The 21,461-nt window shown below is 62.0% G+C and carries 21 protein-coding genes and 1 tRNA gene; 13 read left to right on the forward strand and 9 right to left on the reverse strand.

Going from position 1 to position 21,461, the window contains the following annotated elements; all coding sequences use genetic code 11:
- A complete protein-coding gene (selD, locus tag QP941_RS04800) occupies positions 1 to 984 on the reverse strand; it encodes a selenide, water dikinase SelD (RefSeq protein ID WP_284868186.1) in 984 nt (327 codons plus the stop codon).
- Between the two features lie 172 nt (positions 985 to 1,156).
- On the opposite strand from selD, the gene QP941_RS04805 reads away from it, so the two are divergent.
- The 3 genes from QP941_RS04805 to selB all read left to right on the forward strand — a co-directional run bounded on the left by QP941_RS04805 (position 1,157) and on the right by selB (position 4,366).
- Positions 1,157 to 1,251 (forward strand) — tRNA-Sec (locus QP941_RS04805).
- A 25-nt stretch (positions 1,252 to 1,276) separates the two neighbouring features.
- Positions 1,277 to 2,593, forward strand: a complete 1,317-nt coding sequence (selA, locus tag QP941_RS04810) for an L-seryl-tRNA(Sec) selenium transferase (protein WP_284868188.1) — start codon at positions 1,277 to 1,279, stop codon at positions 2,591 to 2,593.
- Positions 2,594 to 4,366, forward strand: a complete 1,773-nt coding sequence (gene selB, locus QP941_RS04815; RefSeq protein WP_284868189.1) for a selenocysteine-specific translation elongation factor — start codon at positions 2,594 to 2,596, stop codon at positions 4,364 to 4,366. It begins immediately after the preceding gene.
- 27 nt (positions 4,367 to 4,393) lie between these two features.
- Here the strand turns inward: selB and QP941_RS04820 are convergent, their stop codons facing one another.
- Positions 4,394 to 5,479 (reverse strand): hypothetical protein, encoded by a 1,086-nt coding sequence (locus QP941_RS04820; RefSeq protein WP_284868191.1) that lies wholly within the window; start codon positions 5,477 to 5,479, stop codon positions 4,394 to 4,396.
- Between the two features lie 194 nt (positions 5,480 to 5,673).
- Between QP941_RS04820 and QP941_RS04825 the strand changes: the two genes are divergently transcribed.
- Together QP941_RS04825 and zupT are read left to right on the forward strand one after the other, a co-directional pair.
- The gene (locus QP941_RS04825; RefSeq protein WP_502869195.1) at positions 5,674 to 7,611 is read left to right on the forward strand and encodes a BCCT family transporter; all 1,938 of its coding nucleotides are present in this window, start codon (positions 5,674 to 5,676) and stop codon (positions 7,609 to 7,611) included.
- 34 nt (positions 7,612 to 7,645) lie between these two features.
- A complete protein-coding gene (gene zupT / locus QP941_RS04830; protein WP_049377962.1) occupies positions 7,646 to 8,443 on the forward strand; it encodes a zinc transporter ZupT in 798 nt (265 codons plus the stop codon).
- Positions 8,444 to 8,470: 27 nt separating this feature from the next.
- On the opposite strand, the gene QP941_RS04835 is transcribed toward zupT, so the two are convergent.
- The 3 genes from QP941_RS04835 to QP941_RS04845 are packed head-to-tail and all read right to left on the reverse strand — an operon-like array spanning position 8,471 to position 10,735.
- Positions 8,471 to 9,418: a DUF808 domain-containing protein gene (locus QP941_RS04835; RefSeq protein WP_284836415.1), complete on the reverse strand. Its 948-nt coding sequence runs from the start codon at positions 9,416 to 9,418 to the stop codon at positions 8,471 to 8,473.
- Positions 9,419 to 9,421: 3 nt separating this feature from the next.
- Positions 9,422 to 9,958, reverse strand: a complete 537-nt coding sequence (locus QP941_RS04840) for a ribonuclease FAU-1 family protein (RefSeq protein WP_005323560.1) — start codon at positions 9,956 to 9,958, stop codon at positions 9,422 to 9,424.
- Positions 9,959 to 10,735 (reverse strand): Rv1157c family protein, encoded by a 777-nt coding sequence (locus QP941_RS04845; RefSeq protein ID WP_005323559.1) that lies wholly within the window; start codon positions 10,733 to 10,735, stop codon positions 9,959 to 9,961. It abuts the gene before it with no gap.
- A gap of 227 nt (positions 10,736 to 10,962) precedes the next feature.
- Here QP941_RS04845 and typA point away from each other — a divergent pair, with 227 nt between their 5' ends.
- The gene (gene typA, locus QP941_RS04850; protein ID WP_284868193.1) at positions 10,963 to 12,873 is read left to right on the forward strand and encodes a translational GTPase TypA; all 1,911 of its coding nucleotides are present in this window, start codon (positions 10,963 to 10,965) and stop codon (positions 12,871 to 12,873) included.
- A gap of 11 nt (positions 12,874 to 12,884) precedes the next feature.
- Here the strand turns inward: typA and QP941_RS04855 are convergent, their stop codons facing one another.
- Positions 12,885 to 13,547, reverse strand: a complete 663-nt coding sequence (locus tag QP941_RS04855) for a GOLPH3/VPS74 family protein (protein WP_284868194.1) — start codon at positions 13,545 to 13,547, stop codon at positions 12,885 to 12,887.
- An 89-nt stretch (positions 13,548 to 13,636) separates the two neighbouring features.
- Here QP941_RS04855 and QP941_RS04860 point away from each other — a divergent pair, with 89 nt between their 5' ends.
- The 7 genes from QP941_RS04860 to QP941_RS04890 are packed head-to-tail and all read left to right on the forward strand — an operon-like array spanning position 13,637 to position 19,399.
- Positions 13,637 to 15,268, forward strand: coding sequence for an ABC transporter family substrate-binding protein (locus tag QP941_RS04860; RefSeq protein ID WP_284868195.1), 1,632 nt, complete (start codon positions 13,637 to 13,639; stop codon positions 15,266 to 15,268).
- Entirely contained in the window at positions 15,258 to 16,127 is an 870-nt protein-coding gene (locus QP941_RS04865; protein WP_284868197.1) for a PIG-L family deacetylase, read from the forward strand. Before QP941_RS04860 ends, QP941_RS04865 begins: the two co-directional genes overlap by 11 nt.
- Positions 16,127 to 16,504, forward strand: coding sequence for a hypothetical protein (locus tag QP941_RS04870; protein WP_284868198.1), 378 nt, complete (start codon positions 16,127 to 16,129; stop codon positions 16,502 to 16,504). Before QP941_RS04865 ends, QP941_RS04870 begins: the two co-directional genes overlap by 1 nt.
- 53 nt (positions 16,505 to 16,557) lie before the next feature.
- Positions 16,558 to 16,881, forward strand: a complete 324-nt coding sequence (fdxA, locus tag QP941_RS04875; protein WP_005327491.1) for a ferredoxin — start codon at positions 16,558 to 16,560, stop codon at positions 16,879 to 16,881.
- Between the two features lie 3 nt (positions 16,882 to 16,884).
- Positions 16,885 to 17,973 carry a succinyldiaminopimelate transaminase gene (gene dapC / locus QP941_RS04880; RefSeq protein WP_284868199.1) on the forward strand — a complete coding sequence of 363 codons (1,089 nt, stop codon included), beginning with the start codon at positions 16,885 to 16,887 and terminating at the stop codon, positions 17,971 to 17,973.
- Complete coding sequence (locus QP941_RS04885) at positions 17,930 to 18,805, forward strand: pseudouridine synthase (RefSeq protein WP_284868200.1); 876 nt, start codon at positions 17,930 to 17,932, stop codon at positions 18,803 to 18,805. The genes dapC and QP941_RS04885 overlap by 44 nt, the downstream gene beginning before the upstream one ends.
- A gap of 30 nt (positions 18,806 to 18,835) precedes the next feature.
- Positions 18,836 to 19,399, forward strand: coding sequence for a GtrA family protein (locus tag QP941_RS04890; protein ID WP_284868202.1), 564 nt, complete (start codon positions 18,836 to 18,838; stop codon positions 19,397 to 19,399).
- 200 nt (positions 19,400 to 19,599) lie between these two features.
- On the opposite strand, the gene QP941_RS04895 is transcribed toward QP941_RS04890, so the two are convergent.
- The 3 genes from QP941_RS04895 to QP941_RS04905 are packed head-to-tail and all read right to left on the reverse strand — an operon-like array spanning position 19,600 to position 21,199.
- On the reverse strand, positions 19,600 to 20,082 hold the full coding sequence (locus QP941_RS04895; protein WP_284868203.1) for a transcriptional regulator: 483 nt from the start codon (positions 20,080 to 20,082) through the stop codon (positions 19,600 to 19,602).
- The gene (locus tag QP941_RS04900; protein WP_049377975.1) at positions 20,075 to 20,284 is read right to left on the reverse strand and encodes a helix-turn-helix transcriptional regulator; all 210 of its coding nucleotides are present in this window, start codon (positions 20,282 to 20,284) and stop codon (positions 20,075 to 20,077) included. Before QP941_RS04900 ends, QP941_RS04895 begins: the two co-directional genes overlap by 8 nt.
- Before the next feature lie 57 nt (positions 20,285 to 20,341).
- Positions 20,342 to 21,199 carry a type IV toxin-antitoxin system AbiEi family antitoxin domain-containing protein gene (locus QP941_RS04905; protein WP_284868205.1) on the reverse strand — a complete coding sequence of 286 codons (858 nt, stop codon included), beginning with the start codon at positions 21,197 to 21,199 and terminating at the stop codon, positions 20,342 to 20,344.
- Positions 21,200 to 21,461: the final 262 nt, after the last annotated feature.

Genomic DNA, 21,461 nt, shown 5'->3' on the forward strand with positions numbered 1-21,461 from the left:
TTAGGCCTTGATATAGGCATCGCCGGTGCGCTCGGTGGTGTGGCCGATGATGGGGTAGCCAGGAACTTCGCCGATGAGGAGGAGGCCGCCGGAAGTTTGGGCGTCGGCAAGCAGCACTAGCTCTTCCTCGCTCAAAGAGGAATCGAGGTGTGGGCGCACCCAGTCGAGATTGCGGCGAGAGCCGCCGGGGATGAAGCCCTCCGCCAGCGCCTCCTTTGCGCCTTCGATGGTGGGCACGGCGGAAAAGTCGAGCTCCGCGGCGATGCCGGAGGCTCGGCACATCTTGTACAGGTGGCCGAGCAGCCCGAAGCCGGTGACGTCCGTGGCCGCACGCACGCCCGCCTCCACCGCGGCGCGGGCGGCCTCGCGGTTCAAGGTGGTCATGGAATCGACCGCGGCCTGGGAGACCTCGCTGGTGGCCTTGTGCTTGTTGTTGAGGATGCCCACGCCGATGGGCTTGGTCAGGGTGATGGGCAGGCCGGGTTCGGCGGCGTCGTTGCGCATGAGCTTGTCGGGGGCCACGATGCCGGTAGCTGCCATGCCGTACAGCGGCTCGGGCGCGGTGATGGAGTGCCCACCCGTTACGGAGATGCCGGCCTTGGTGGCTATGTCCATGCCGCCGCGCAGGACCTCGCGCAGCACGTCCAGGCCAAGCTTTTCATTGGGCCAGCCCACCAGGTTAATGGCGGTAACCGGGGTGCCACCCATGGCATAGACGTCAGAGAGCGCATTGGCCGCAGCCACTCGCCCCCAATCGTAGGGGTCATTGAGCATGGGCGTAAAAAAGTCCGCGGTGGAGATAACCGCCAGGCCATCTTGAATCTTTACGGCTGCGGCATCATCGCCATCATCTAGGCCAACCAGCACGTTAGGGTCGGCCTTGCCTATCAGGCCCTCGACGGCAGACTCAAGTTGGCCAGCGGGAATCTTGCAGGCGCAACCGCCGCCTGCGGCGAAAGAGGTGAGTTTAATATCTTCGGTCATATCGCCATTTTACTCATCCCGAGGAACTATTTGGCTGCACAGCAAGGTAGGGAACCTGTGTGTGGCGCGATAGGACATAGGGCGCCGAGGTTTCCACCTCGGAGCGGCATGGTGGAGGTATTGCGTGACAGGTGTGCCGGCACCGGGGAATGCCCGTGTAAGGTGAGCACACGGAGGCGTACGTGTCCTGGTGGGCGCCCCGGTCTTCAAAACCGGTGAGGCCGAGCATCTCGGTCTGGCAGGTTCGATTCCTGTCCGTCTCCGCCACCCGCGCGCAAGGAGGAATGCCACAGTGCCCACGCCCACGCCTACTGCTAGCTCGGATCCCCGCAGGAATATTCCCCGCATGGACGAGCTGCTCCAGCTGCCGGAAGTAGAATCCGCGCGCCAGCGCCTAGCCGAGCACACCATCCGCGCGATAATCCAGGGCGCAGTCACCCAAGCACGCCGCGGTCAGCTGCCGGTCAGCGATATACCCGCAGAAATTGCGCAGCGCCTGGAACAACAGAATGCGCATTCCTTGCGCCCGGTCATTAACGCCACCGGCGTCATCATTCATACGAACTTAGGGCGTGCACCGCTTCCCAGTGCCGCGGTAGAGGCCCTGCACGCCGCTGCCTCCTATACAGATGTGGAAATGGACTTGGGCTCGGGCAAGCGATCCAGAAATCGCGGTGCCGGCGCCACGGCCGCGCTGCTCGCGGCCTGCCCCGGCGCAGAAGATGCCCTCGTGGTCAATAACGGCGCCAGCGCCTTGCTCCTGGCCACCGCCGCGCTTGCTCCCGGCAAAGAGGTCATTATTTCGCGCGGCGAGCTCATTGAGATAGGAGCTGGCTTCCGCCTGCCGGAACTCATCGAGTCCACGGCCACGCGCCTCAAAGAAATAGGGGCGACTAACCGCACACACTTGGCCGACTACGAGCGCGCGCTGGGCGATAACACCGGCGCTATTTTGAAGGTTCACCCTTCTAATTTCCGCATCGAGGGGTTTACCTCCGCAGTCGGGGTAGAGGAACTGCACCGCCTAGCGGTGGAGCACGATACGCGACTCATCGTGGACTTGGGCTCCGGCCTGCTCACTCATGACCCAGCGCTGCCAGAAGAACCAGATATCCAGGCCCAGCTGCGCGCCGGCGCCGATATCGTCATAGCCTCCGGCGATAAGCTACTTGGCGGTCCGCAGGCAGGAATCTTGCTCGGCACCAAGGAGGCGATTGCCGCGGTGAAGAAGCACCCGCTGGCGCGTGCGGTGCGCATAGATAAGTTGCGCCTCAACGCGCTGGAGGCGGCCATTTCGACGCCCTCGAATGCCGTGCAGGACGCCCTCCACCTCGATCGCCAGACACACCGCGAGCGCACGGAATCCATTGCACAGGCAGTCGGGGCAGAAGTGGTGTCTCATGATGGCCGCGTGGGCGGTGGCGGGGCGCCCGAATACCCGCTGCCCGGCTTCGCGGTGAGCCTGCCCGAGCGCTATGCGGACGCGCTGCGCCGCCAGGACCCGCCCGTGGTAGGTCGCGTGCATCAGGGCCGCTGCTTGGTGGATATTCGCTGCGTTCCTGCCGACCACGACGCCGCAGTTATTGCCGCTATTAAGGCGGTGAGCTAGGTGTACGTCGTCGCTACTGCCGGCCATGTGGACCACGGCAAGTCCACCCTGGTGCGCGCACTTACGGAGATGGACCCGGACCGCTGGGAGGAAGAAAAGCGCCGCGGGCTCACCATTGATTTGGGGTTTGCCTGGACTACGCTGCCTTCTGGCGCGGATGTGGCTTTCGTAGATGTGCCCGGCCATGAAAAATTCTTAGGCAATATGCTCGCTGGCGTGGGCCCGGCCCCAGTCGTCCTCTTTGTCGTCGCGGCCGATGAGGGATGGCAGGCCCAGTCCACCGACCACCGCGATGCCTTGCGTGCGCTGGGAGTAGAGCACGGCATTATTGCGCTCACTCGCAGCGATCGCGCCACCGTGGACCGCACCGCAGAAATCCGAACGCAGCTGGCCGGCACCCCGCTTGCCGACGCCCCCATTATCCCCGTATCCGCTCCTACCGGCGATGGCATTGCGGCGCTGCGGCAGGCGCTCGATGAGGTCCTCGCTGCTGTGCCCGTTCCCGATGCACAGGCACCCGTGCGTCTGTGGGTGGACCGCGCCTTCAGCGTGAAAGGTGCGGGCACCGTGGTTACCGGAACGCTCGCGGCGGGCACTCTGCGCGTAGGCGATAGCCTCAAGGTAGCCACGGCTGGTGGGGAAAGGGACGTGGAAGTCCGTGGCCTGCATAGTGAAAATCGCGCGCAGGATTCACTCGGCCCCGTCACTCGCGCGGCCGTCAACCTGCGTGGGGTGGATGCCGCCGGTATCCACCGCGGCGACGTGCTGCTTACCCCGGGTGCGTGGCGCTTAGTGGACCACCTCGATGTCCGCCGCACCTTTGGCGCGGAGCTCGACGGGCTGCCCGATAACCTCGTCGTGCACACCGGTACCGCCGGGGTAGAGGCCCACCTGCGCCCCCTGTCTGCCGATTTCGCGCGCATCAGCCTGGCGCATGCGCTGCCGTTGCGGCTCCTTGATCGCTTCGTAGTGCGCAGCCCTGGTGGCCGGCACGTCGTCGCCGGGGTAGAGGCAGTCGATCTGCGCCCGCCGGAGCTTAACCGGCGCGGTGCCGCCCGCCGCCGCGCAGAAGAGCTCAGCACCCAGCACTCATTCCGTGATCCTGCCTCCTACCTGTGCCGCGTCGGCTTCGCCCGTGTGGATGACTTAGCCCGCGATGGCTTTACTACCGCAGCGCCGCCGCAAGGCATTATCGCCTTCCGCGACTGGTGGATTGCCGCTTCCCAAGTTACGCGATGGAAGCACGCGCTTACCGACGCCCTGCATGCCCACACCGCCGCCCATCCCCTAGCACCGGGAATGCCCCGCAAGGCGGCCATGGACGCCCTCGGCCTGCAAGAAGAAGGCTTGCTGGGCCTTGCCATCGCCGCTGCGAAGGCGGAAAGCAGTGAGGGAGTGCTGCGCCTTCCCGGGCAGCGGGCGGACCTCGGCGCGGCGGAGCGCGGGGTCGCTGCCATCGAGGAAAGACTCAAGGCAGAACCCTTTGCGGCACCCGAAGCAGATGACCTCACGGAGCTAGGCCTGGGGCCCAAGGAGCTTGCCGCCGCCGAGCGCGCCGGGCGCCTCCTGCGCCTGAAGCAGGGAATCGTGCTCTTGCCCTCAGCTCCTGAGGAGGCGCGCCGGCGCCTTGCCGGACTGGAACAACCCTTTACTCTCTCGGCTGCCCGCCAGGCGCTAGGTACCACGCGGCGGGTAGCCATCCCGCTGCTGGAATACCTCGACGCCCAGCGGATTACCCGCCGCGGCGACGGGGGCCAACGCACCCTGCGCTAACGAGGCAACTGTGATCGGTCGCCGCACCTATTTACGGTGATTGCCCCCACGGTGGTGAGAGGTTTCGCGGGCCACGCGCCGGGCCCGCACGCGCGCGGATTCGGAGGAAAAGCGGCCCGGTTCTTCGGCTACCGGCAGTGCACGCCAGCTGAAATTCTGATCGCCCGGGATGGAGGAGACCAACTCCGCCAGCTTGGCGCTGGCCTGCGGTTGTTGTGATTGCTCATTGTGCTGCTGAGCTGGCGCATCTGGCTCAGCGGGTGCAGCCGGCTGGACCTGTGGCCCTTTCGGGCGGCGTGAGCCGGTGGGCAGCGCCGTCACGATGGCCTCGCCGGCAAGCGTGTGCTCCCAGACCTCGGGTTGAGCCGGTGTGGCTGCGGGCGCAGCAGTGGGAATCGCAGGTTGTGGCGCGGGCACGCGCAGCGGTGGAACAGCGGGGGAGAAGAGCTCCTCGGGGGTGGCCTCATCGGCGGGGATATCGACGGCAAGCATGCCGTGGCTCGCATAGGCGCGGGCGGAAAGCCCCGCTCCAGAGCCGCTGGCCGCGGCGAACGCGGCGCGCAGGCCGGGGAACGCAGGAATGTCGCCGATGGGGCCGAGTACCATATCGTCGCAGGTGGCCACTGCGGTGCCGGCAAGGTCTTCCAGCGTGACGAAGAATTGCTGCGTGCCCATGCTCTCCAGCTGGGCGGGCGATAGGTCGCCGGCGGCGGCATCGATCAGCACGCCTTGTCCGCCAGTTAGCAACGCAGTTCCTTGCGGCTGGTCGTTGACCGGCACCATCCACGGCCACAGGCCCAGTGACACGGCAACCTCAACCTCGCCGTCTACTACTTCCACGGTGGCGATCGTCTGCGGCTGTGCGGAGGAGGCCTTTAAACGCTCCAAGGCGGGATACTCCGCCGCCTCGACCTCGTCCAGTAACCCTAAGAAGCCGAAGTCCGAGCGAACGCGCCAGCCGTTGGTGTAGGTATCGGGCTCTAGGGAGACGTCGACAAGCGCAGCGTGCTCTGCCACGCCGGGGATACTCAATGCGGTGCCCAGCACTGGGTGCTCGAGGACCGCAACATGCTCCACACCGAAGTAACTAGTCGCGAGCGGGTATAGCGCCATAGAAAGTCACTCCCAAGGTTAAAGGCCGGTAAACAATGCGTAGCTCATTTTACGCATATGGGGGATAGGGCTGGCGTCAGCTTTATATCCTGCGAGTTTTTATTAATGTATGGACAGCTCTCTTAAAAGTGAAACCCGGAAAACAGAATAGGAGTAGAACCATCTCTTCTTCATCGTCTTCCTCATCCCGCCCTGTGCGTGGGGTAAATAGCTCGGAGGAAAGCAAAAAGCGCACCCGCAACGCCAAGCGCATCCTAAAGGACATTATGTACCCGCATAATATCCACCCCGCGCTGGTACCGGGCGTCTCCATTGAGGACCAGAAGGTCAAGTACGGCGTAGATAAACCGATCCTCTTTGTGGTCGGCGGACTGGTCGTCGCCTTCGTAATCTGGGGTGTGATTGCGCCCGAGCAGGTCTTCGATGCTTCTTCGGCAGCACTCGATTGGGTGATGCGCAATCTGGGTTGGATCTTTACCGCCCTGGCGACGTTCCTGATGTTTTTGCTCATCATCTTGGCTTTTTCGAAGTACGGCAAGATTCCTCTCGGCCTGGATGGGGAGAAGCCGGAATTTTCCACGGTGAGCTGGGCGGCGATGCTCTTTGGTGCCGGTATTGGCATCGGCATCATCTTCTTTGGCCCCTTCGAGCCGCTGAGCTACTACCTTTCGCCACGCCCTGGCGCCTATGAGGCCGCGAGCGATGAAGCGGTGCTGGGTGCCATGGCGCAGGCCGCCATGCACTGGGGCTTTAATGCCTGGGCAATTTATGCCATCGTGGGCCTGTGCGTGGCCTACGTGTCCTTCCGTCGCGGCCGCGTGCCGTTGATGAGCTCCATTCTGATGCCGCTTTTTGGTAATCGCTCCACTGACTCCCTGCCTGCGCGCATCATCGATGGCCTAGCTATTATTGCTACGCTCTTTGGCACCGCTGCCACGCTGGGCATCGGTGCGCTACAGATCGGTCGCGGCGTGGAATTGGTCAGCGGTTGGTCTACCACCGGCAATGCTGCGGCGCTGGTAATCATCGTGGTGCTGTCCATCGGAACGATCTTCTCGGCTGTCTCCGGCGTGGCCAAGGGAATTCGGTGGCTCTCCAATATCAACCTGGTGCTGGCCATGGCGCTGGCCTTGTTCTTCTTCGTCGTGGGGCCGACCGCCTTCTTGGCCAATATGCTGCCGGCCGTAGTGATTGAATATCTCGATGAAATGCCACAGATGCTCTCGGCCAACATGGGCGAGGGGGAAGACATGGTGGCCTTCCTGTCCTCCTGGACCACCTTCTACTGGGCCTGGTGGGTATCTTGGTCGCCGTTTGTGGGTGTTTTCGTAGCCAAGATTTCCCGCGGGCGTACCATCCGCCAGTTCGTGCTTGGCGTGCTGCTTATTCCCTCCGCCATCATTGTTGCCGCTTTTACCATCCTGGGCGGTACCACCATTTGGCTGCAGCGCCGCGATGGCGATATCGCCCCAGATGGCACCATTGATTCCATGCCGGCGGCAGAAGACATCTTTTTCAAGGTCTTGGATCACTTCCCAGGAGCGGAGTGGATGGCGCCCATCGTCATCGTCATGCTGGTGGTCTTCTTCATTACCACGGCTGACTCCGCATCCATTGTGAACTCGCAGCTCACCCAGCGCGGCAACCCCAAGCCAAACCCGGTGGTTACGGTCTTTTGGGTGGTATGTATGGCCGGCATTGCCGTGGTCATTTTGCTTGCCGGCGGCCGCAATGCGCTGCAGGGCCTGCAGAATCTTATTACGGTGACGGCCCTGCCGTTCGCGGTCATCATCGTGCTCATGTGCATCGCGTTGGTGCGCGAGCTGCGCCATGATCCTGCCTCCATCCGTCATTTCTACGAGGACGAAGCGGTCTCTAATGCGATCGTGCGGGGCGTGCGCGATTATGGCGATAACTTTGCCCTGTCTATCGAGCCGACGGACGGCGACTACGCAACGGGCGCGCACTTTAACTCCACTGCAGCAGAGGTGACCGATTGGTACGCGCGCACGGACGAAGAGGGCCGCGCCGTGGGCTATGACTATGAGGCAGGCGAGTATGTGGACAACGATCCATCTATCAAGAATGGCGAGTTCATCTCTCCGGTACCGGAAGATAAGGAAGAAAATTAATACTTGACAATCATTGGCAGGTAGGGTGCTAGCTATGACTTTTAGTACCTTTGCCTTTGCCTTCGCCTTGGTGCTGCTGTCGGGTCTATCGACCTCGATTGGCGGCGCTTTGGCGGTGGGAAGGCGCCAGCCGGGGCCGGCTTTTATGGCCGCTGCACTGGGGCTTTCGGCCGGCGTGATGCTGTATGTCTCCTTTATGGAGATCCTGCCGGAAGGCATTGCGCAGCTTTCCGACGCCCTCGGCGAGGAAACCACCGGCACCTGGGCCGCCGTCGGGGCGTTCTTTGCTGGCATCGCCGTCATCGCCATCATTGACCGGCTCGTGCCGGAGGAGATTAACCCCCATGAGCCGGCCACCACGGCCGAAGAAGCCCGCCGCAAAAAGCTAATGAAAACCGGCGTATTTACCGCTTGCGCGCTGGGCCTGCACAATTTCCCCGAGGGGTTTGCCACCTTCCTTTCCGGCCTGGATTCTAAGGAAGTTGCGGTGCCGGTGGCGGTGGCCATCGCCATTCACAATATCCCGGAAGGCATTGCGGTGGCTGTTCCGCTGCGCGAGGCCACTGGCTCCCGCAAGAAGGCCTTTTGGTGGGCCACCTTGTCTGGCCTGGCCGAGCCGCTCGGCGCGCTCATCGGCTTCGGCCTTCTCTTGCCGGTTATTGGGCCGGCGACGATGGGCATTAGCTTCGCCGCCATCGCCGGCATTATGGTCTTCATCTCGCTGGATGAGCTATTACCCACTGCTGAGGAAACCGGCGAGCACCATCACGCTATCTACGGCTTGATTGCCGGCATGGCCGTGATGGCGGTTTCGCTGATGCTATTTATGTAGCCGGCTATGCAGCCGGGCTACGGCGTTTTAAGCCTCCGCCGGCTGGGCGGAGGTGGCCGAGGTCTTGCCAAAGGAGGCCTTGACCGCCATCACGATGGTGGCAACCACTGTGCCAAGCACCAGGCCGCAGACCATGGACATACCGGTATCTGCCAGCCACGCCAGGGCTCCGTTGGAAATATTTTCGGTCACGGAGGCAATGAACTCGTGTGGCTGATCCATTCCGAATTCGTGCAGGCCTTTGACTACGATGTGGCCGCCTACCCACAGCATGGCGGCGGTACCGATGACGCCGATGATATCGAGTACGACCGGCATGCCCTTGACCAGAGCGGTGCCGATGGTGGAGTTGCCATTGTGGCGCTTATTGAGGGCTAAGCCAATATCGTCCATCTTGACCAAGAGGCCTACGGCGCCGTAGACACCCAGGGTCAGCATGATGCCGACGAAGATGAGGGCGCCGAGGCGCATCCAGAATGGCTCGTTGATGACTTCATTCAAGGAAATGACCATGATCTCAGCAGACAAGATGAGGTCGGTGGTGATAGCGGACTTAACTAGGCTGTCTTCGGCATCGGCGCCCTTTTCTTGGACTGACTCGGTCTCCTTTTCCCGGTGGGGGAGAACGTGGTGCAAGATCTTCTCCGCACCTTCAAAGCACAAGAAAGTACCGCCGCACATCAGGATGGGGGTGAGCGCCCACGGCGCGATCCAGGAGAGGATCATGGCGATGGGCAAGATGATAACGAGCTTATTGATGAGCGAGCCCTTGGTAATGCGCCAGATCATCGGCAGCTCGCGCTGCGGCTTGATTCCCTCAACGTATTGCGGGGTGACGGCAGCATCGTCGACCACCACACCTGCGGCCTTCACGGAAGTTTTGCCTGCAAGGGCGGCCACATCGTCAACACTGGAGGCGGCGGAGCGGGCGATCAGGGCGACGTCGTCAAGCAGGGCAAAAAGGCCACCGGCCATAAATTATCCTTCTGGGGTTAAGGTGATGTTATCGGACCACGTTAAGTGTATCCCCTGATGCGCCAGCCAAGCCATCGCATCATCACCGCTGCGAGTAATGCCCTCGACCGCGGCAAGTGTGGTGTCGATCGCCTTCTCGGCGTCCTCGGCGGAAATCAAGCCGGCGGAGGTAGCGGCAGAGAGTTCATCAATATCGAGCACGGAAATGGGCTCGCCGCGCGTGGCAACCAGATCCACATAAAGGTCGCGGGTGGTCCACACCGCGCCATCGCGCTGGATTTCGGCCACATCAATATAAAAGTCCTGGTGGACGTCTACACCAGGGCGGAAATGGAAGATATTGGCGCGCAGGTTGAGATCGGGCAGCAGCCACGATTCCAGGTAGCCAAAGCGCGGGTGATCGGCGCCGCGAGCCATGTAGAGGCCGAAATCCGTCTCGGTATACGTGTCGACCTCGCGCAGGAAACCCTTGGGGTCGGTATTGGTGTACTCGGCGGTATTAAAGGTCTCGCGCTTGACCGGATGGAGATCCGCCGGCATCTACTTCACCTCAAGGAAGGCGGCGGTGGGGGCAAAATTGCAGCGGGATTCCTGGGTGTTTACGCCGCCAGAAAGCAGTGCGATGACGGTGCCCTTGCCAGTCTGGGCGGTGCCGGACAAGGTGGTAGGGCCGTCTTGATTGATGCCGTTATTATTCAGTGGGGTGACGCCGCTGCGCAGGGTGTCAAGGTTGAACCACTGCACGTTCATCCCGCCTTGTTCGCGTGCGGCCGGTGGGGTGCCGAGGGCGGTGAAGAGGAAGACGGTTTCGCCAGGCTTTGCTCCCGGTGCTGGCATTTCGGTGGGGCCAGGAACAGCGATGGCCGAGCCCATGGCATCGCTGGTGCCGCCAATGCAGTGTGCGGAAACTGTGGGCCAGTAGAACTGGCGGAAGTTCGGGTTATTGCCCTCTGGCATGGCTACGCCGCCCTTGCCATTGCCGCCGCCGGCGAAGAATGCGAGGCCCGACAAGATGGCGTTGCGAACATCCTCGGGAATCCAAGGTTGTGCCGCAAAAGCGCGGATGCGGTCCTGGGTTTCCTGATTGGGGCGGCCGAGCTCGTCCAGCGGGCTGTGGGAGGATGCCTGCTGCACCAAGGAAGAAAGATCCGGTGCGGAAGCCTGCGCTGGGGCGACGAGGGGAGAGGCGAGGCCAATGAGCGCGGCCGTGGCAGCGGCGATATAACCGGTGCGGCTGGACAGGCGCCAGGTGGTGCGGGCGTGGCTCACGTTATCAATTCCTTGGGTGCGGTCTCGGGATGGGCGTTCAAGCCCCATTAGTCACATTTGTAACAATATTACCTACAGTAACGATAGTGATGCTTATGGGAGTGTCAAGTGCATTCGCAATCTATAAGATTTTTCGCCCGTTCTATACGGTGCGTTACGGGGTAAAGTCATCCCCAATGCTGCACTTGGCCCTTTAAGGGGGTATCGTGGGAGCTCGTTCAAGATCAATTTCGCGCGCGTAAGCGCTGTAGATCCTCCGAAGGAGAAACCCACTAGTGAGTAATACCGAGTTCCGTAATGTTGCCATCGTCGCGCACGTTGACCATGGCAAGACCACCCTGGTCAACGGCATGCTGGAGCAGTCCGGCGCCTTTGGTGACCACGGTGAACACACGGACCGCGTCATGGACTCCAATGATCAGGAGCGCGAGCGCGGCATTACCATTCTGGCCAAGAACACGGCCATTCACCGCAAGGGCCTGGGCAAGGACGGCCAGGACCTGATCATTAACGTCATCGACACCCCGGGCCACGCCGACTTCGGTGGCGAGGTTGAGCGCGGTATTTCCATGGTGGATGGCGTTGTCTTGCTTGTCGATGCCTCCGAGGGCCCGCTGCCGCAGACCCGCTTCGTGCTTACCAAGGCGCTGGAAGCCAAGCTGCCGGTTATCATCTGCGTGAACAAGACTGACCGACCGGATGCCCGCATCGACGAGGTTGTCTCCGAGTCCCAGGATCTGCTGCTGGAAATCGCCGCCGGTCTAGAGGACGAGGAAGCTGCGGCTGCCGCCGAGGAGCTGCTGGACCTGCCGGTTCTCTACGCTTCCGGCCGTGCTGGCGTTGCCTCCACCGAAAACCCAGGCGATGGCAACGTCCCAGAGGGTGAGGACCTGCAGCCGCTTTTCGACGTCATCTACAACGTCCTCCCGGAGCCTTCCGCTACCGTCGACGCCCCGCTGCAGGCGCACGTGACCAACCTGGACGCCTCCGACTTCCTGGGCCGAATCGCGCTGCTGCGCATCTACGCCGGCCGCATCAAGAAGGGTCAGCAGGTGGCCTGGATCCATTACGACGAGGATGGCAACCAGCACACCAAGACCGTGAAGGTCGCCGAGCTGCTGCGCACTGTCGGCTTCGAGCGTCAGCCGGCCGAGGAAGCCATCGCCGGAGACATCGTGGCGATCTCCGGCATTTCTGACGTCATGATTGGTGACACCATCGCCGATCCGGAGCGCCCTGAGGCCCTGCCGCGCATCACCGTGGACGAGCCGGCCATCTCCATGACCATCGGCGTTAATACCTCCCCGATGGCAGGCCAGGGCGGCGGCGATAAGCTCACCGCACGTATGGTCAAGGCCCGTCTGGAGCAGGAACTTATCGGTAACGTGTCCCTGCGCGTGCTGCCTACCGAGCGTCCCGATGCTTGGGAGGTCCAGGGCCGTGGCGAGATGGCACTGTCCGTGCTCATCGAGTCCATGCGTCGCGAGGGCTTTGAGCTGACCATCGGCAAGCCGCAGGTTGTGACCAAGGAAATCGACGGCAAGACCTACGAGCCATACGAGATCCTCACCATTGACGCCCCGTCCGAGCACCAGGGTGCTATCACCCAGCTGCTGGCCTCCCGCAAGGGCCAGATGCAGGCCATGGACGTGCGCGAGGGCGACTGGGTACGCATGATCTTCCGTGTTCCTGCCCGCGGCCTCATCGGCTTCCGCACCCAGTTCATGACGGAGACCCGCGGTGCCGGCATCGCAAACTCCATTTCTGACGGCCTGGATGTCTGGGCCGGCGAGATCAAGTCCCGCCCAACCGGTTCCCTGGTGGCTGACCGCACCGGCCAGATCACCCAGTACGCGCTGATGCAGCTGGCTGACCGCGGCAACTTCTTCGTCGAGCCGGGCGCCGAGGCTTATGAGGGCATGGTCGTTGGTGCCAATAACCGCGATGAGGATATTGACATCAACATCACCAAGGAAAAGAAGCTGACCAATATGCGCTCCGCCACCGCGGATGCCACGGTCACCCTTGCTAAGGCACACACCCTTTCCCTGGAAGAGGCGCTGGAGTTCTGTGGCAACGACGAGTGCGTCGAGGTCGCCCCGGACGTTCTGCGCGTGCGCAAGGTGGAGCTTTCCGCTACCGACCGCAAGCGTGCTGCTGCTCGCGCGAAGCAGATGAATAAGTAATAAGCCGCACCCTAGGTGGTGGTGATTGCCGCTGACGTGGCCACCATCGCCGCAACCGCTGCCGCCTCCTCAACTACGGCCTTGACCGCAGAGGAGGCGGTTTTGTCATACTCGACCTCTTTCTTGATCTCCTGAATGCGTGCCCGCATCTCGCGGCGCTTCATTCCCTCCGCATCGTTTTTCAGCAGGGTATAGGCGCCGCTGACCTCGCGGAGGATATCCAGGATGATGACGTCATTGACCGTGGCTGGTCGCTGCGCCTCCAGGACTGCAACCAACCGTTCGCGCAGTTCCTTTTCCAGCTCCAGGTCCGTCATGATGTAGCGGTCGCCGCTAATCTGCCACCACTTGGCCTTTTCCACATCGAGCTGTCCATTCGCGTGGAAATCCAAGGCGATGATTTCCCGCGGGGTAAACCACGAAGCCTCCAACAGGCTCTGCATCCTGGTGGCCTTGTGCTGCTGCAGCTCTTCCCAAGCCCAAGCCAACACGGGGTGCTCCGGGCGCTGTGGAGTAGTCTCTACCTTCTTTTTCTCACCGAGCTCTACGTGCCCGCCCAGTAGCAGGTCCGCGAGTACGGTGGCGCGCAGAGCGGCCTCATTATTGGACACCCAGTCTTCCTTCTTGCCGTTGTCCTTGGTCAGTAGAAGAAACATTTCTTGGCAGATGAGCATTGGGGTCTCCTTAATAGTTGCGGTCTGTGGCCAAGTCTAGCGCCAAAAATCTTCGTTTCGGCGGGGTGGAGGGACTAAAGTAGTCCGCGATGAAAAAGAATCCGGCTTCACCAAGGCGCGCGGCGTCGGCAATCGCAGCGGTACTCAGCACCGCCAGCCTTGCAATACTTAGCGCCTGCGCGGCTAACCCCGGCCCACCACCGGTGGTGGAGGAAAATTCCTCCGCGCTGCAAGAAGAACAGACCACCACCACGGCTACCTCGGACGAAGAGCAGCCGCAGGATGCTGACTCCGACAAGCGACCGACCATCTCGGTGGGCGTGGACCCCTTGCGCGCGGGATTGAACCCGCACCTGGTGGCCAATAATTCCGAGCTGGTCGACCAGATTGCAGAACTGGTGCTGCCCTCGGCGTTCCACAACGGGCGAAGGGACGCCGATATCCTCGAATCCGCCTCTGAGGTCACCGCGCCTAAGGGCGTGGCGCAGCGAGTGCGCTACGTCATTGCCTCGCCCGCGCAATGGTCCGATGGCACACCCATTTCCGGCGCGGACTTTAGCTACCTGTGGAAGCAGATGACCACCACCGCTGGTGTGCGCGATCCCGCCGGCTACCACGCCATATCGGCCGTCAATACCTCCGATGGTGGCCGCGTAGTCACCGTGGACTTTTCCCAGAAGGTGAAAGATTGGCACCTGCTTTTCCATAATTTGCTGCCTTCCCACCTGCTGCAGGACGATAACTTTGGCTCTGCCTTAGCCGATAAGATTCCGGCATCGGCCGGGCGCTTCCTCGTCGATAGCGTGGACCGCGGCCGCGGAGTCATTACCTTGAACCGGAACGACCGCTTCTGGGGAGCTAATCCGGCCCAGGTGGACGTCATTCAGCTGCGCGAGGTGCGCGATAGCACCCAGGCGCTTAATATGCTGCGCTCCGGGCAGATTGGTTTCGCGGACTTCACGCCTGGCCAAACCTCGCAGGAGGCACTGGGCCTTTTAGGGCATGTTTCCGATAAGACACTGACCCGCCCGCGCCAACTGCGCCTGCACATGTCCACCGCGGATGGAGCGCTGGAAGAAAGGGCAGCGCGCCGCGGATTGGCCTCGCTGATTGACACGGACCAGGTCGCGCGCTTGGCCACCGGCCGCGCTTCCAACCTTGAACCGGGGAACAACCCTATTAGTAAGGACACGGATCTCACTGCGCTGCGCACCCGCGCTAGTAAGAAGCCGATTCGCTTTGCGGTAGACCCCACCAGCCCCACGGCCTTGGCTGCGGCCAATACGCTTTATGACGTCCTCGAAGCCCACGGGATCGCTGCCGAGGTGGTGTCCGAGCGCCTGACCACGATCACCTCCAAGCTCCTGCCCGAAGGCGAGGTGGATGCGGTAGTGACCTGGGAGGATATCTCCCTGAACTCGGTGTCCGCGGCGAATATCTTCAGCTGCGATGACAAACAGCCGCTCGCCGGCGACCTGTCCGGAATCTGTCCGGAGAACGCGGATGAGATTCGCGAGGAGATTTTGTCCGGCGCCATGAGCCCGAAGGAAGCGCTCGGACGCATTCGAGATGTGAACTCTAAGGAGGCCCTCTACGTGCCTTTGGTGGATGAGACGCGTATCCACGCGCTCGGGCAGGGTATTGTAGGCCCCGGCCAGAGCATTGATGATTGGGACGAGGGTCTTATCACCGCGCCCCGCTGGAGGATAGATGAAGACTAAGGACTTAACCGGCTACCGCGTGGTGGCAGTGCACGCCCACCCGGATGATGAAACCCTCTTTATGGGTGGCACCCTGGCCACTCTAGCCGCACGCGGCGCCGAAGTTTCCGTCATTACGCTTACCTTGGGCGAGGATGGCGAGGTCATCGGCGAGCCTTACCAAGGCCTGGCCGATCATGATCAGCTCGGCGGGTTCCGCGCCCGCGAATTGGCCAATGCCCTCGATGCGCTGGGCGTCAAGGGAGTTCAATTGGGCGGATTCGGGCATTTCCGCGACTCTGGCATGGCGGGTTCTCCCTCGCACGATAACCCCCGTGCGTTGGTCAATCGCATCGAGGAGGCGGCCGATTTCCTGAGCGACGAGCTCGAGGCCATCCAGCCCCATGCCATCTTGACCTACGGGCCCGATGGCGGCTACGGGCACCCCGACCACATTGCGGTGCATAAGGCGGTGATGAAGGCGGCTCCGCCAAGCACGCGCATTTGGTACGGCATTTTTGAACGCGCCGCCAACTATGCCGGCTTGGACGCCCTCGATGCGCCGGCCGGGTGGACCAAGCCCAGCCAGGAGTACCTAGACAATTTCACCAACGAGGGCGCCGATATCACCGTCGCTCTTTCCGACGCCGCCCTGGACGCCAAGCGCTGCGCTATGCGCGCCCACGCCTCCCAAATCTGGGTGGCTGATGGCTCCAGCAGCCGCACCAACCCCGAGGCCGCCGTGGCCGCGCTGCACGAACCCGAGCACGTGCCCGGAGCCTATGGTCTATCCAACCTGCTGGTCATGCCCCTGCTGCGCGCCGAGTACTTCCAGCTGGGACAGGGTGAGCCGGCCGATGACCTGCTGGGCGGCCTGTAATGCGCACGGATTTTAGTCGCGGCGAGCAGGTCACTGGCCTAGTGTGGCTGGCCATCGGCGCGTTGCTATCGGTCTTCCTCGAGGTCATCTACCTCACCGCGCGAATTCCGCTATCCAATGGGGCGAGCGTGGCCTTTCCCATCACCATCCTGCTTGCGTGGTGGTTCAACTCCGTGCTCACCCGCACCGCCCGGCTATGGAGCCCCGCACCGCTGGTCGGCGCCATCCCGCTCATCGTCTGGTGCCTGGGCTTTTTCGCCTTCATGCTCCTCGTACCGATGACAGGAGACATGCTCTTGGCCAATAATATTCTCAGCCTGCTCCTGCTTTTGGCCGGGATAGGCGGGGGCGTTTGGCCATTTTTCAAGCAGAAGTGACATACTGTTAAACATCCCAAATCCGAGAAATCAGGAAGCTTCAAGGAATCTCCATGACTTATACGATCGCACAGCCTTGCGTTGACGTAATGGACCGCGGCTGCGTTGAGGAATGCCCTGTTGACTGCATCTACGAGGGCAAGCGCATGCTCTACATCCACCCGGATGAGTGCGTGGACTGCGGCGCCTGCGAGCCAGCTTGCCCGGTCGAGGCCATCTTCTACGAGGACGACGTTCCCGATGAATGGCTGGACTACAACGACGCCAACGCAGCCTTCTTCGACGACCTGGGCTCCCCGGGCGGCGCGGCGGCCCTCGGCCCGCAGGACTTTGACGTCCCGATGATTGCCGCGCTTCCGCCACAGAATCAGGAGTAAGACATGGCACGCACACCGCTAGGAAAGACGCTTCCAGACTTCCCCTGGGATTCGCTGGCCGGCGCCAAGAAGAAGGCCCAGGCCCACCCGGGTGGAATCGTTGACCTCTCGGTGGGCAACCCCGTTGACCCTGTGTCCCCAGGCGTGCAGCTCGCCTTGACCGCAGCCGCGCAGAACCCTGGTTACCCGCAGACCGCCGGCACCCCGGAGCTGCGCGAGGCCATCGCCGCCGCGCTCACCCGCCGCTATAACATGCAGGTGGATCGCGTCCTGCCGGTGGTCGGCACCAAAGAGGCCATCGCTTGGCTGCCCACGCTTCTGGGCATGCGCGGCGAGACCGTCGCCTTCCCGTCGGTGGCCTATCCCACCTATGAGGTGGGCGCCCTGCTCGCCGGCGCCACGCCGCTGCGCGCGGATTCCGATTTCCAGGATGCCTCCCTGGTCTTTTTGAACTCGCCGTCCAATCCCACCGGCCGCGTCCTCGGCGTGGAGGAACTGCGCCGCATCGTGGCGTGGGCGCGCGATACCGGCGCCATCATCGCCTCCGATGAGTGCTATATGAGCCTGGGGTGGAACGACGATAACCCGCCGGTATCCATCCTTGATCCGCGCGTGACCGATGGCGATAACACCGGGCTCATCGCCATGCATTCGCTGTCCAAGACCGCGAATATGGCCTCTTACCGCGCCGGTTTCTTCGCGGGCGATAACGAGCTCATCGCCGAGCTGCTCCAGCTGCGCAAGCACGCCGGCCTCATCGTTCCAGGTCCCATCCAGGCCGCCATGGTCGCCGCGCTAAACGACGACGACACCGAGGCCCTCCAGCGCAACCGCTACGCCTCCCGCCGTGCGGTGCTCATGCACGCGCTTGTCGACGCCGGCTTTACCATCGATCACTCCGATGCCGGCATGTACCTGTGGGCCACCCGCGGCGAGAATTGCCGCGATACCATCGACTGGCTTGCTGAGCGGGGCATCCTCGCGGCCCCGGGTGACTTTTACGGCCCAGCCGGCGAGAAGCACGTGCGCATCGGCCTCAATGGCACCGATGAGCGCATCGATGCCGCCGTCGACCGCCTCGCCGGTGCCTAATTCCGGCAGGCCTCCCAGCCGCGCGGGCATTTCGCCGCGCAAAACGGTCCTGCGCGGCCGCGTTCCGGAAGAAAGGGAGTACTTCGCCGCCCGTGCCGGCGACTCTCCCTTTTCGCCCGGCACCGTGCTGCCGTCCGGCGCCGCGCTCCCGCACCCCGTGCCCGCTTGGTACCACCCCTCCGTTCCTCCGGAGCGCCCGATTCCTTTCGACTACTCCGTGGTCCACGTCGACCGCGACCTCATCGTGGTCGATAAGCCGCACTTCCTCCCCACGACCACCAACGGCCGACTCCAGCGCGAAACTTTGCAAACCCGCCTGCGCGTGGATTTTGGCGAAGACGACATAGTACCCCTGCACCGCCTGGACCGCCTGACCGCTGGCCTCGTCATCTGCTCCCGCAATCCCGAAACCCGCGCCGCCTACCAGCGCATCTTCCTGGAGGGGAGTGCGGTGAAGAGGTATCGGGGCGTCGTCAAGCAGCCGCTTTTCGTAGACCGGGAAATCACCCTGCGCATGCACAAGCTCCGCGGGGCGCGCCAGGTGCTCGTCGCTTCCAAGGGCACGCTCACCTCCACGTATGTGCGCGCCGCCGGCCGGGAGGTGACCGTGTGGCCGCGCACCGGACATACCCACCAGCTGCGGGTGCTGCTCAATCACCTCGGCCACCCGCTGCTCGGCGACGATACCTATCCCACCCCGCGCGAGCTCGACCTCTATGACTTCCGAACCCCGCTCGCCCTGCTCCACGAGGCTATAACTTTTATAGATCCTCTATCACATTCCGAGCGTCAATTTTTCAGTTCCCAGGCCTTAAGAACTACAATCGAGTAGTTATTCAATCACTGGCTAGAAAGGCGGCCCATGGCAGATCTCAGCGTCGCGCGCTTTGTGTCCAATTTTGGGCAGTTTCTCAAATTCGGCATCGTTGGCGGTTCCGGTACCGTTGTCAATCTTTTCGTAGTTTACTTGTGCAGAAAGATTACTTGGTGGTCCGGCGGCATTGATGCGGACGATCCATTTATCAACCTCTTTGGTTCCGTTTTTCATATCCGCTGGTATCACGTGTTCCTGACTATCGCCTTCTTGGTCGCGAACACTTGGAACTACCAACTCAACCGAATGTGGACCTTCCGCTCAGTCACGAAAGTGTCCTGGCTGCGTGGCTTCTTCCCATTCCTGCTCGCTGGCGTTGGAGCTTTCCTCGTAAGCCAAGTCGTGGCGACATTGTTGATGAATCCGACTTCGCCGCTGCATTTGCCCTCAGACATTCTGGATGATTCAACCGGTCTGCGTACAAAGGTGTACTGGGCATCGGCAATTTCCATCATTGCTGCCATGCCGATCAATTTCATTTTGAATAAGCTGTGGACCTTCCGCTCGAAGCCGAAGACGCCGCAGGTTATTCACGAAACCGAGCCTGCCTAGCCTGGCCCTCTGTCAAGCTTCGCCCCACCCCATCGCCCTTCGCGCTCACCAGCGCACGGTGGTGGGGCTTTTTCTTGCTCTCGGTGAGCGGCAAGGGGGGGGAGGAACCTACCGTCGCGCTCACTGGGGCAGAAAAACGCGAGAACCCGCCGTCCGCGGTGAGAGCGAAGGGCGGGTGGAGGGAAGGGACGGGAGGGGGATTAGTCTTCGAGCTCGGCATCGAGGCGAGCCTGGTCGCGGCGGTGCTGCCGGCGACGAATGAAGGGGGTGAGGATGAGTACGGCGATGACACCGACGGCGGTGCCGAGGAGGTAAGAGGCGGGGCTGTGGCCGTCGGCAGGCGCGTAGGCGTTATAGGCAATGCCGGTGAACATGGCGATGAGCGGGATGAAGTAGACGGTCATTGCCGTCCAGTTGCGGCTCACCAGCGGGGTGGCGACGCGCTTGCGCATCCAAGCTGTGCCGATGGAATTGCCGAGGATGGATGGTATGAGCGCGAGGAAGCACAGCATACTCATTTGGCCAGGGAGTACCCAGGCGAGGATTGCGGCGACGGCGAGCTCGAGGAATGGGATGAGGGTGATGCCAATTGCGCAGGCTTTGTAGAGCGTGTCGCGTTCGAATTCATCGCGAGTCGTGCGCTCGATTTCATTGAGGGAGTAGTTGGCAATGGCGTTAATCATGTTGTTCAGCTCCAAAGATTTCTTCGACGGATTTACCTAGTTCGTGGCAAATGTCCAGTGCGAGGTGCACGGAAGGGGAGTAATTGCCCCGTTCGATATTGGCGATGGTCTGGCGGGAGACGCCGGCTTTTTCAGCGAGTTCGGCTTGTGATAATTCGAGCCAGCGGCGCCATTTGCGGACCATGTTGGGGTGGTCGGCCATCTGGACTCCTTTACTGTGTGTCGTTCTTATATACCTTAGTGTAAAGGATAATTGTCATTACGGCAAATGTTTCACACATAGATGCCACTTCCAGTAAGGCTGATTTGCTGAGGTAGGAAGCTCAGGGTTGCGGCCTTTTAGCACGTCAAGAGTGGCTTTGATAAGCAGGACGGCTTCGCTGAGGTGGTAGTTGATGTCGTCGGCAGTAAAGCGCAAGACCGTATATCCGTGGGCGACGGCCGCGTTTTGTTTGGACCGGTCAGCTTGAAAGGCCACGCTGTGTTTGTGGTATTCCCAGCCATCGACTTCTACAAGGAGCCTTCCAATCCTGAGATCAAAGCGGTACCCCGCAATGAGAGCATTGTGTTCTGGGAGAATTCCTTCAGTGCGCAGCTTTCTGCTTAAAGTGCGCTCCGGTGGGCTATCCGCTCCAATCGCTGCGTGCCGAATCGTCTCCTTTAGGGACCTCGGGACGCGCCGCATTCGCCGACGGTCCTTTTCTAGACGGCCGGGTCCGTGCTTTCCCCGGTAGTGTTCTTCCAAAAGAGGCCTGCAGGCCCGCGAAATCCTACGCGCGGCCCACAACGGTTGCACCACCGGAAGGCCGTTGACCTTGTGTGTAGCCCGAAGCCGCGAGTGTGAAACGCGAAAGTTCTTCCCCTTCAAAGTGCGCGGTCCCTCCGCTTCCAGAGGAAACGACAGCTGCCGGCCGAGGTAAATCTCCTGCGCTGTCTTTCCCGTGAAATGGATGCGGCTGAGCCCATGCGCCAGCGTCCGCGCCACCGCCCAGGGCGTCCATTCATCGGTATAGATCCCCCGATGCACGCGATAGAGCTTCCCATCGCGCACCTTGCGACGAATCGCGTCCTTGCTCAAACCTTGCCCGCGCAGTTCCGCGGTAGTCCATTCCCCCATGGGACTTAACCTAAGCGGTCGTGTTGGGCTGGAGCTATGCGCGTCGCAGCATCCTGTGGATAACCCGGGGTTCGGGGGCGATTTTCCGCTGCGTGGTCCGGATGGCTGTGGATAACTGCCCTTCGCGCTCACCGGCGGCCCCGGGCTGCCCTGATTTGTGCTCCCCGTGAGCGCGGCGGGAGGGGCGTGGGAAAGCTCGCCCTTGGCGCTCACGAGGGGGCGAAAAGAGAGACCCAGCCTCGTGCCGGTGAGCGCGAAGGGC

The organism is Corynebacterium sp. MSK150 (assembly GCF_030229215.1).
Lineage (GTDB): Bacteria > Actinomycetota > Actinomycetes > Mycobacteriales > Mycobacteriaceae > Corynebacterium.

Bases quoted from the DNA above. Each gene is read 5' to 3' on its own strand.
- selD (WP_284868186.1), bottom strand. From the start codon at position 984: ATGACCGAAGATATTAAACTCACCTCTTTCGCCGCAGGCGGCGGTTGC.
- QP941_RS04820 (WP_284868191.1), bottom strand. From the start codon at position 5,479: ATGGCGCTATACCCGCTCGCGACTAGTTACTTCGGTGTGGAGCATGTT.
- zupT (WP_049377962.1), top strand. From the start codon at position 7,646: ATGACTTTTAGTACCTTTGCCTTTGCCTTCGCCTTGGTGCTGCTGTCG.
- QP941_RS04835 (WP_284836415.1), bottom strand. From the start codon at position 9,418: ATGGCCGGTGGCCTTTTTGCCCTGCTTGACGACGTCGCCCTGATCGCC.
- QP941_RS04840 (WP_005323560.1), bottom strand. From the start codon at position 9,958: ATGCCGGCGGATCTCCATCCGGTCAAGCGCGAGACCTTTAATACCGCC.
- QP941_RS04845 (WP_005323559.1), bottom strand. From the start codon at position 10,735: ATGGGGCTTGAACGCCCATCCCGAGACCGCACCCAAGGAATTGATAAC.
- QP941_RS04855 (WP_284868194.1), bottom strand. From the start codon at position 13,547: ATGCTCATCTGCCAAGAAATGTTTCTTCTACTGACCAAGGACAACGGC.
- QP941_RS04860 (WP_284868195.1), top strand. From the start codon at position 13,637: ATGAAAAAGAATCCGGCTTCACCAAGGCGCGCGGCGTCGGCAATCGCA.
- QP941_RS04865 (WP_284868197.1), top strand. From the start codon at position 15,258: ATGAAGACTAAGGACTTAACCGGCTACCGCGTGGTGGCAGTGCACGCC.
- QP941_RS04870 (WP_284868198.1), top strand. From the start codon at position 16,127: ATGCGCACGGATTTTAGTCGCGGCGAGCAGGTCACTGGCCTAGTGTGG.
- fdxA (WP_005327491.1), top strand. From the start codon at position 16,558: ATGACTTATACGATCGCACAGCCTTGCGTTGACGTAATGGACCGCGGC.
- dapC (WP_284868199.1), top strand. From the start codon at position 16,885: ATGGCACGCACACCGCTAGGAAAGACGCTTCCAGACTTCCCCTGGGAT.
- QP941_RS04885 (WP_284868200.1), top strand. From the start codon at position 17,930: ATGAGCGCATCGATGCCGCCGTCGACCGCCTCGCCGGTGCCTAATTCC.
- QP941_RS04890 (WP_284868202.1), top strand. From the start codon at position 18,836: ATGGCAGATCTCAGCGTCGCGCGCTTTGTGTCCAATTTTGGGCAGTTT.
- QP941_RS04895 (WP_284868203.1), bottom strand. From the start codon at position 20,082: ATGATTAACGCCATTGCCAACTACTCCCTCAATGAAATCGAGCGCACG.
- QP941_RS04900 (WP_049377975.1), bottom strand. From the start codon at position 20,284: ATGGCCGACCACCCCAACATGGTCCGCAAATGGCGCCGCTGGCTCGAA.
- QP941_RS04905 (WP_284868205.1), bottom strand. From the start codon at position 21,199: ATGGGGGAATGGACTACCGCGGAACTGCGCGGGCAAGGTTTGAGCAAG.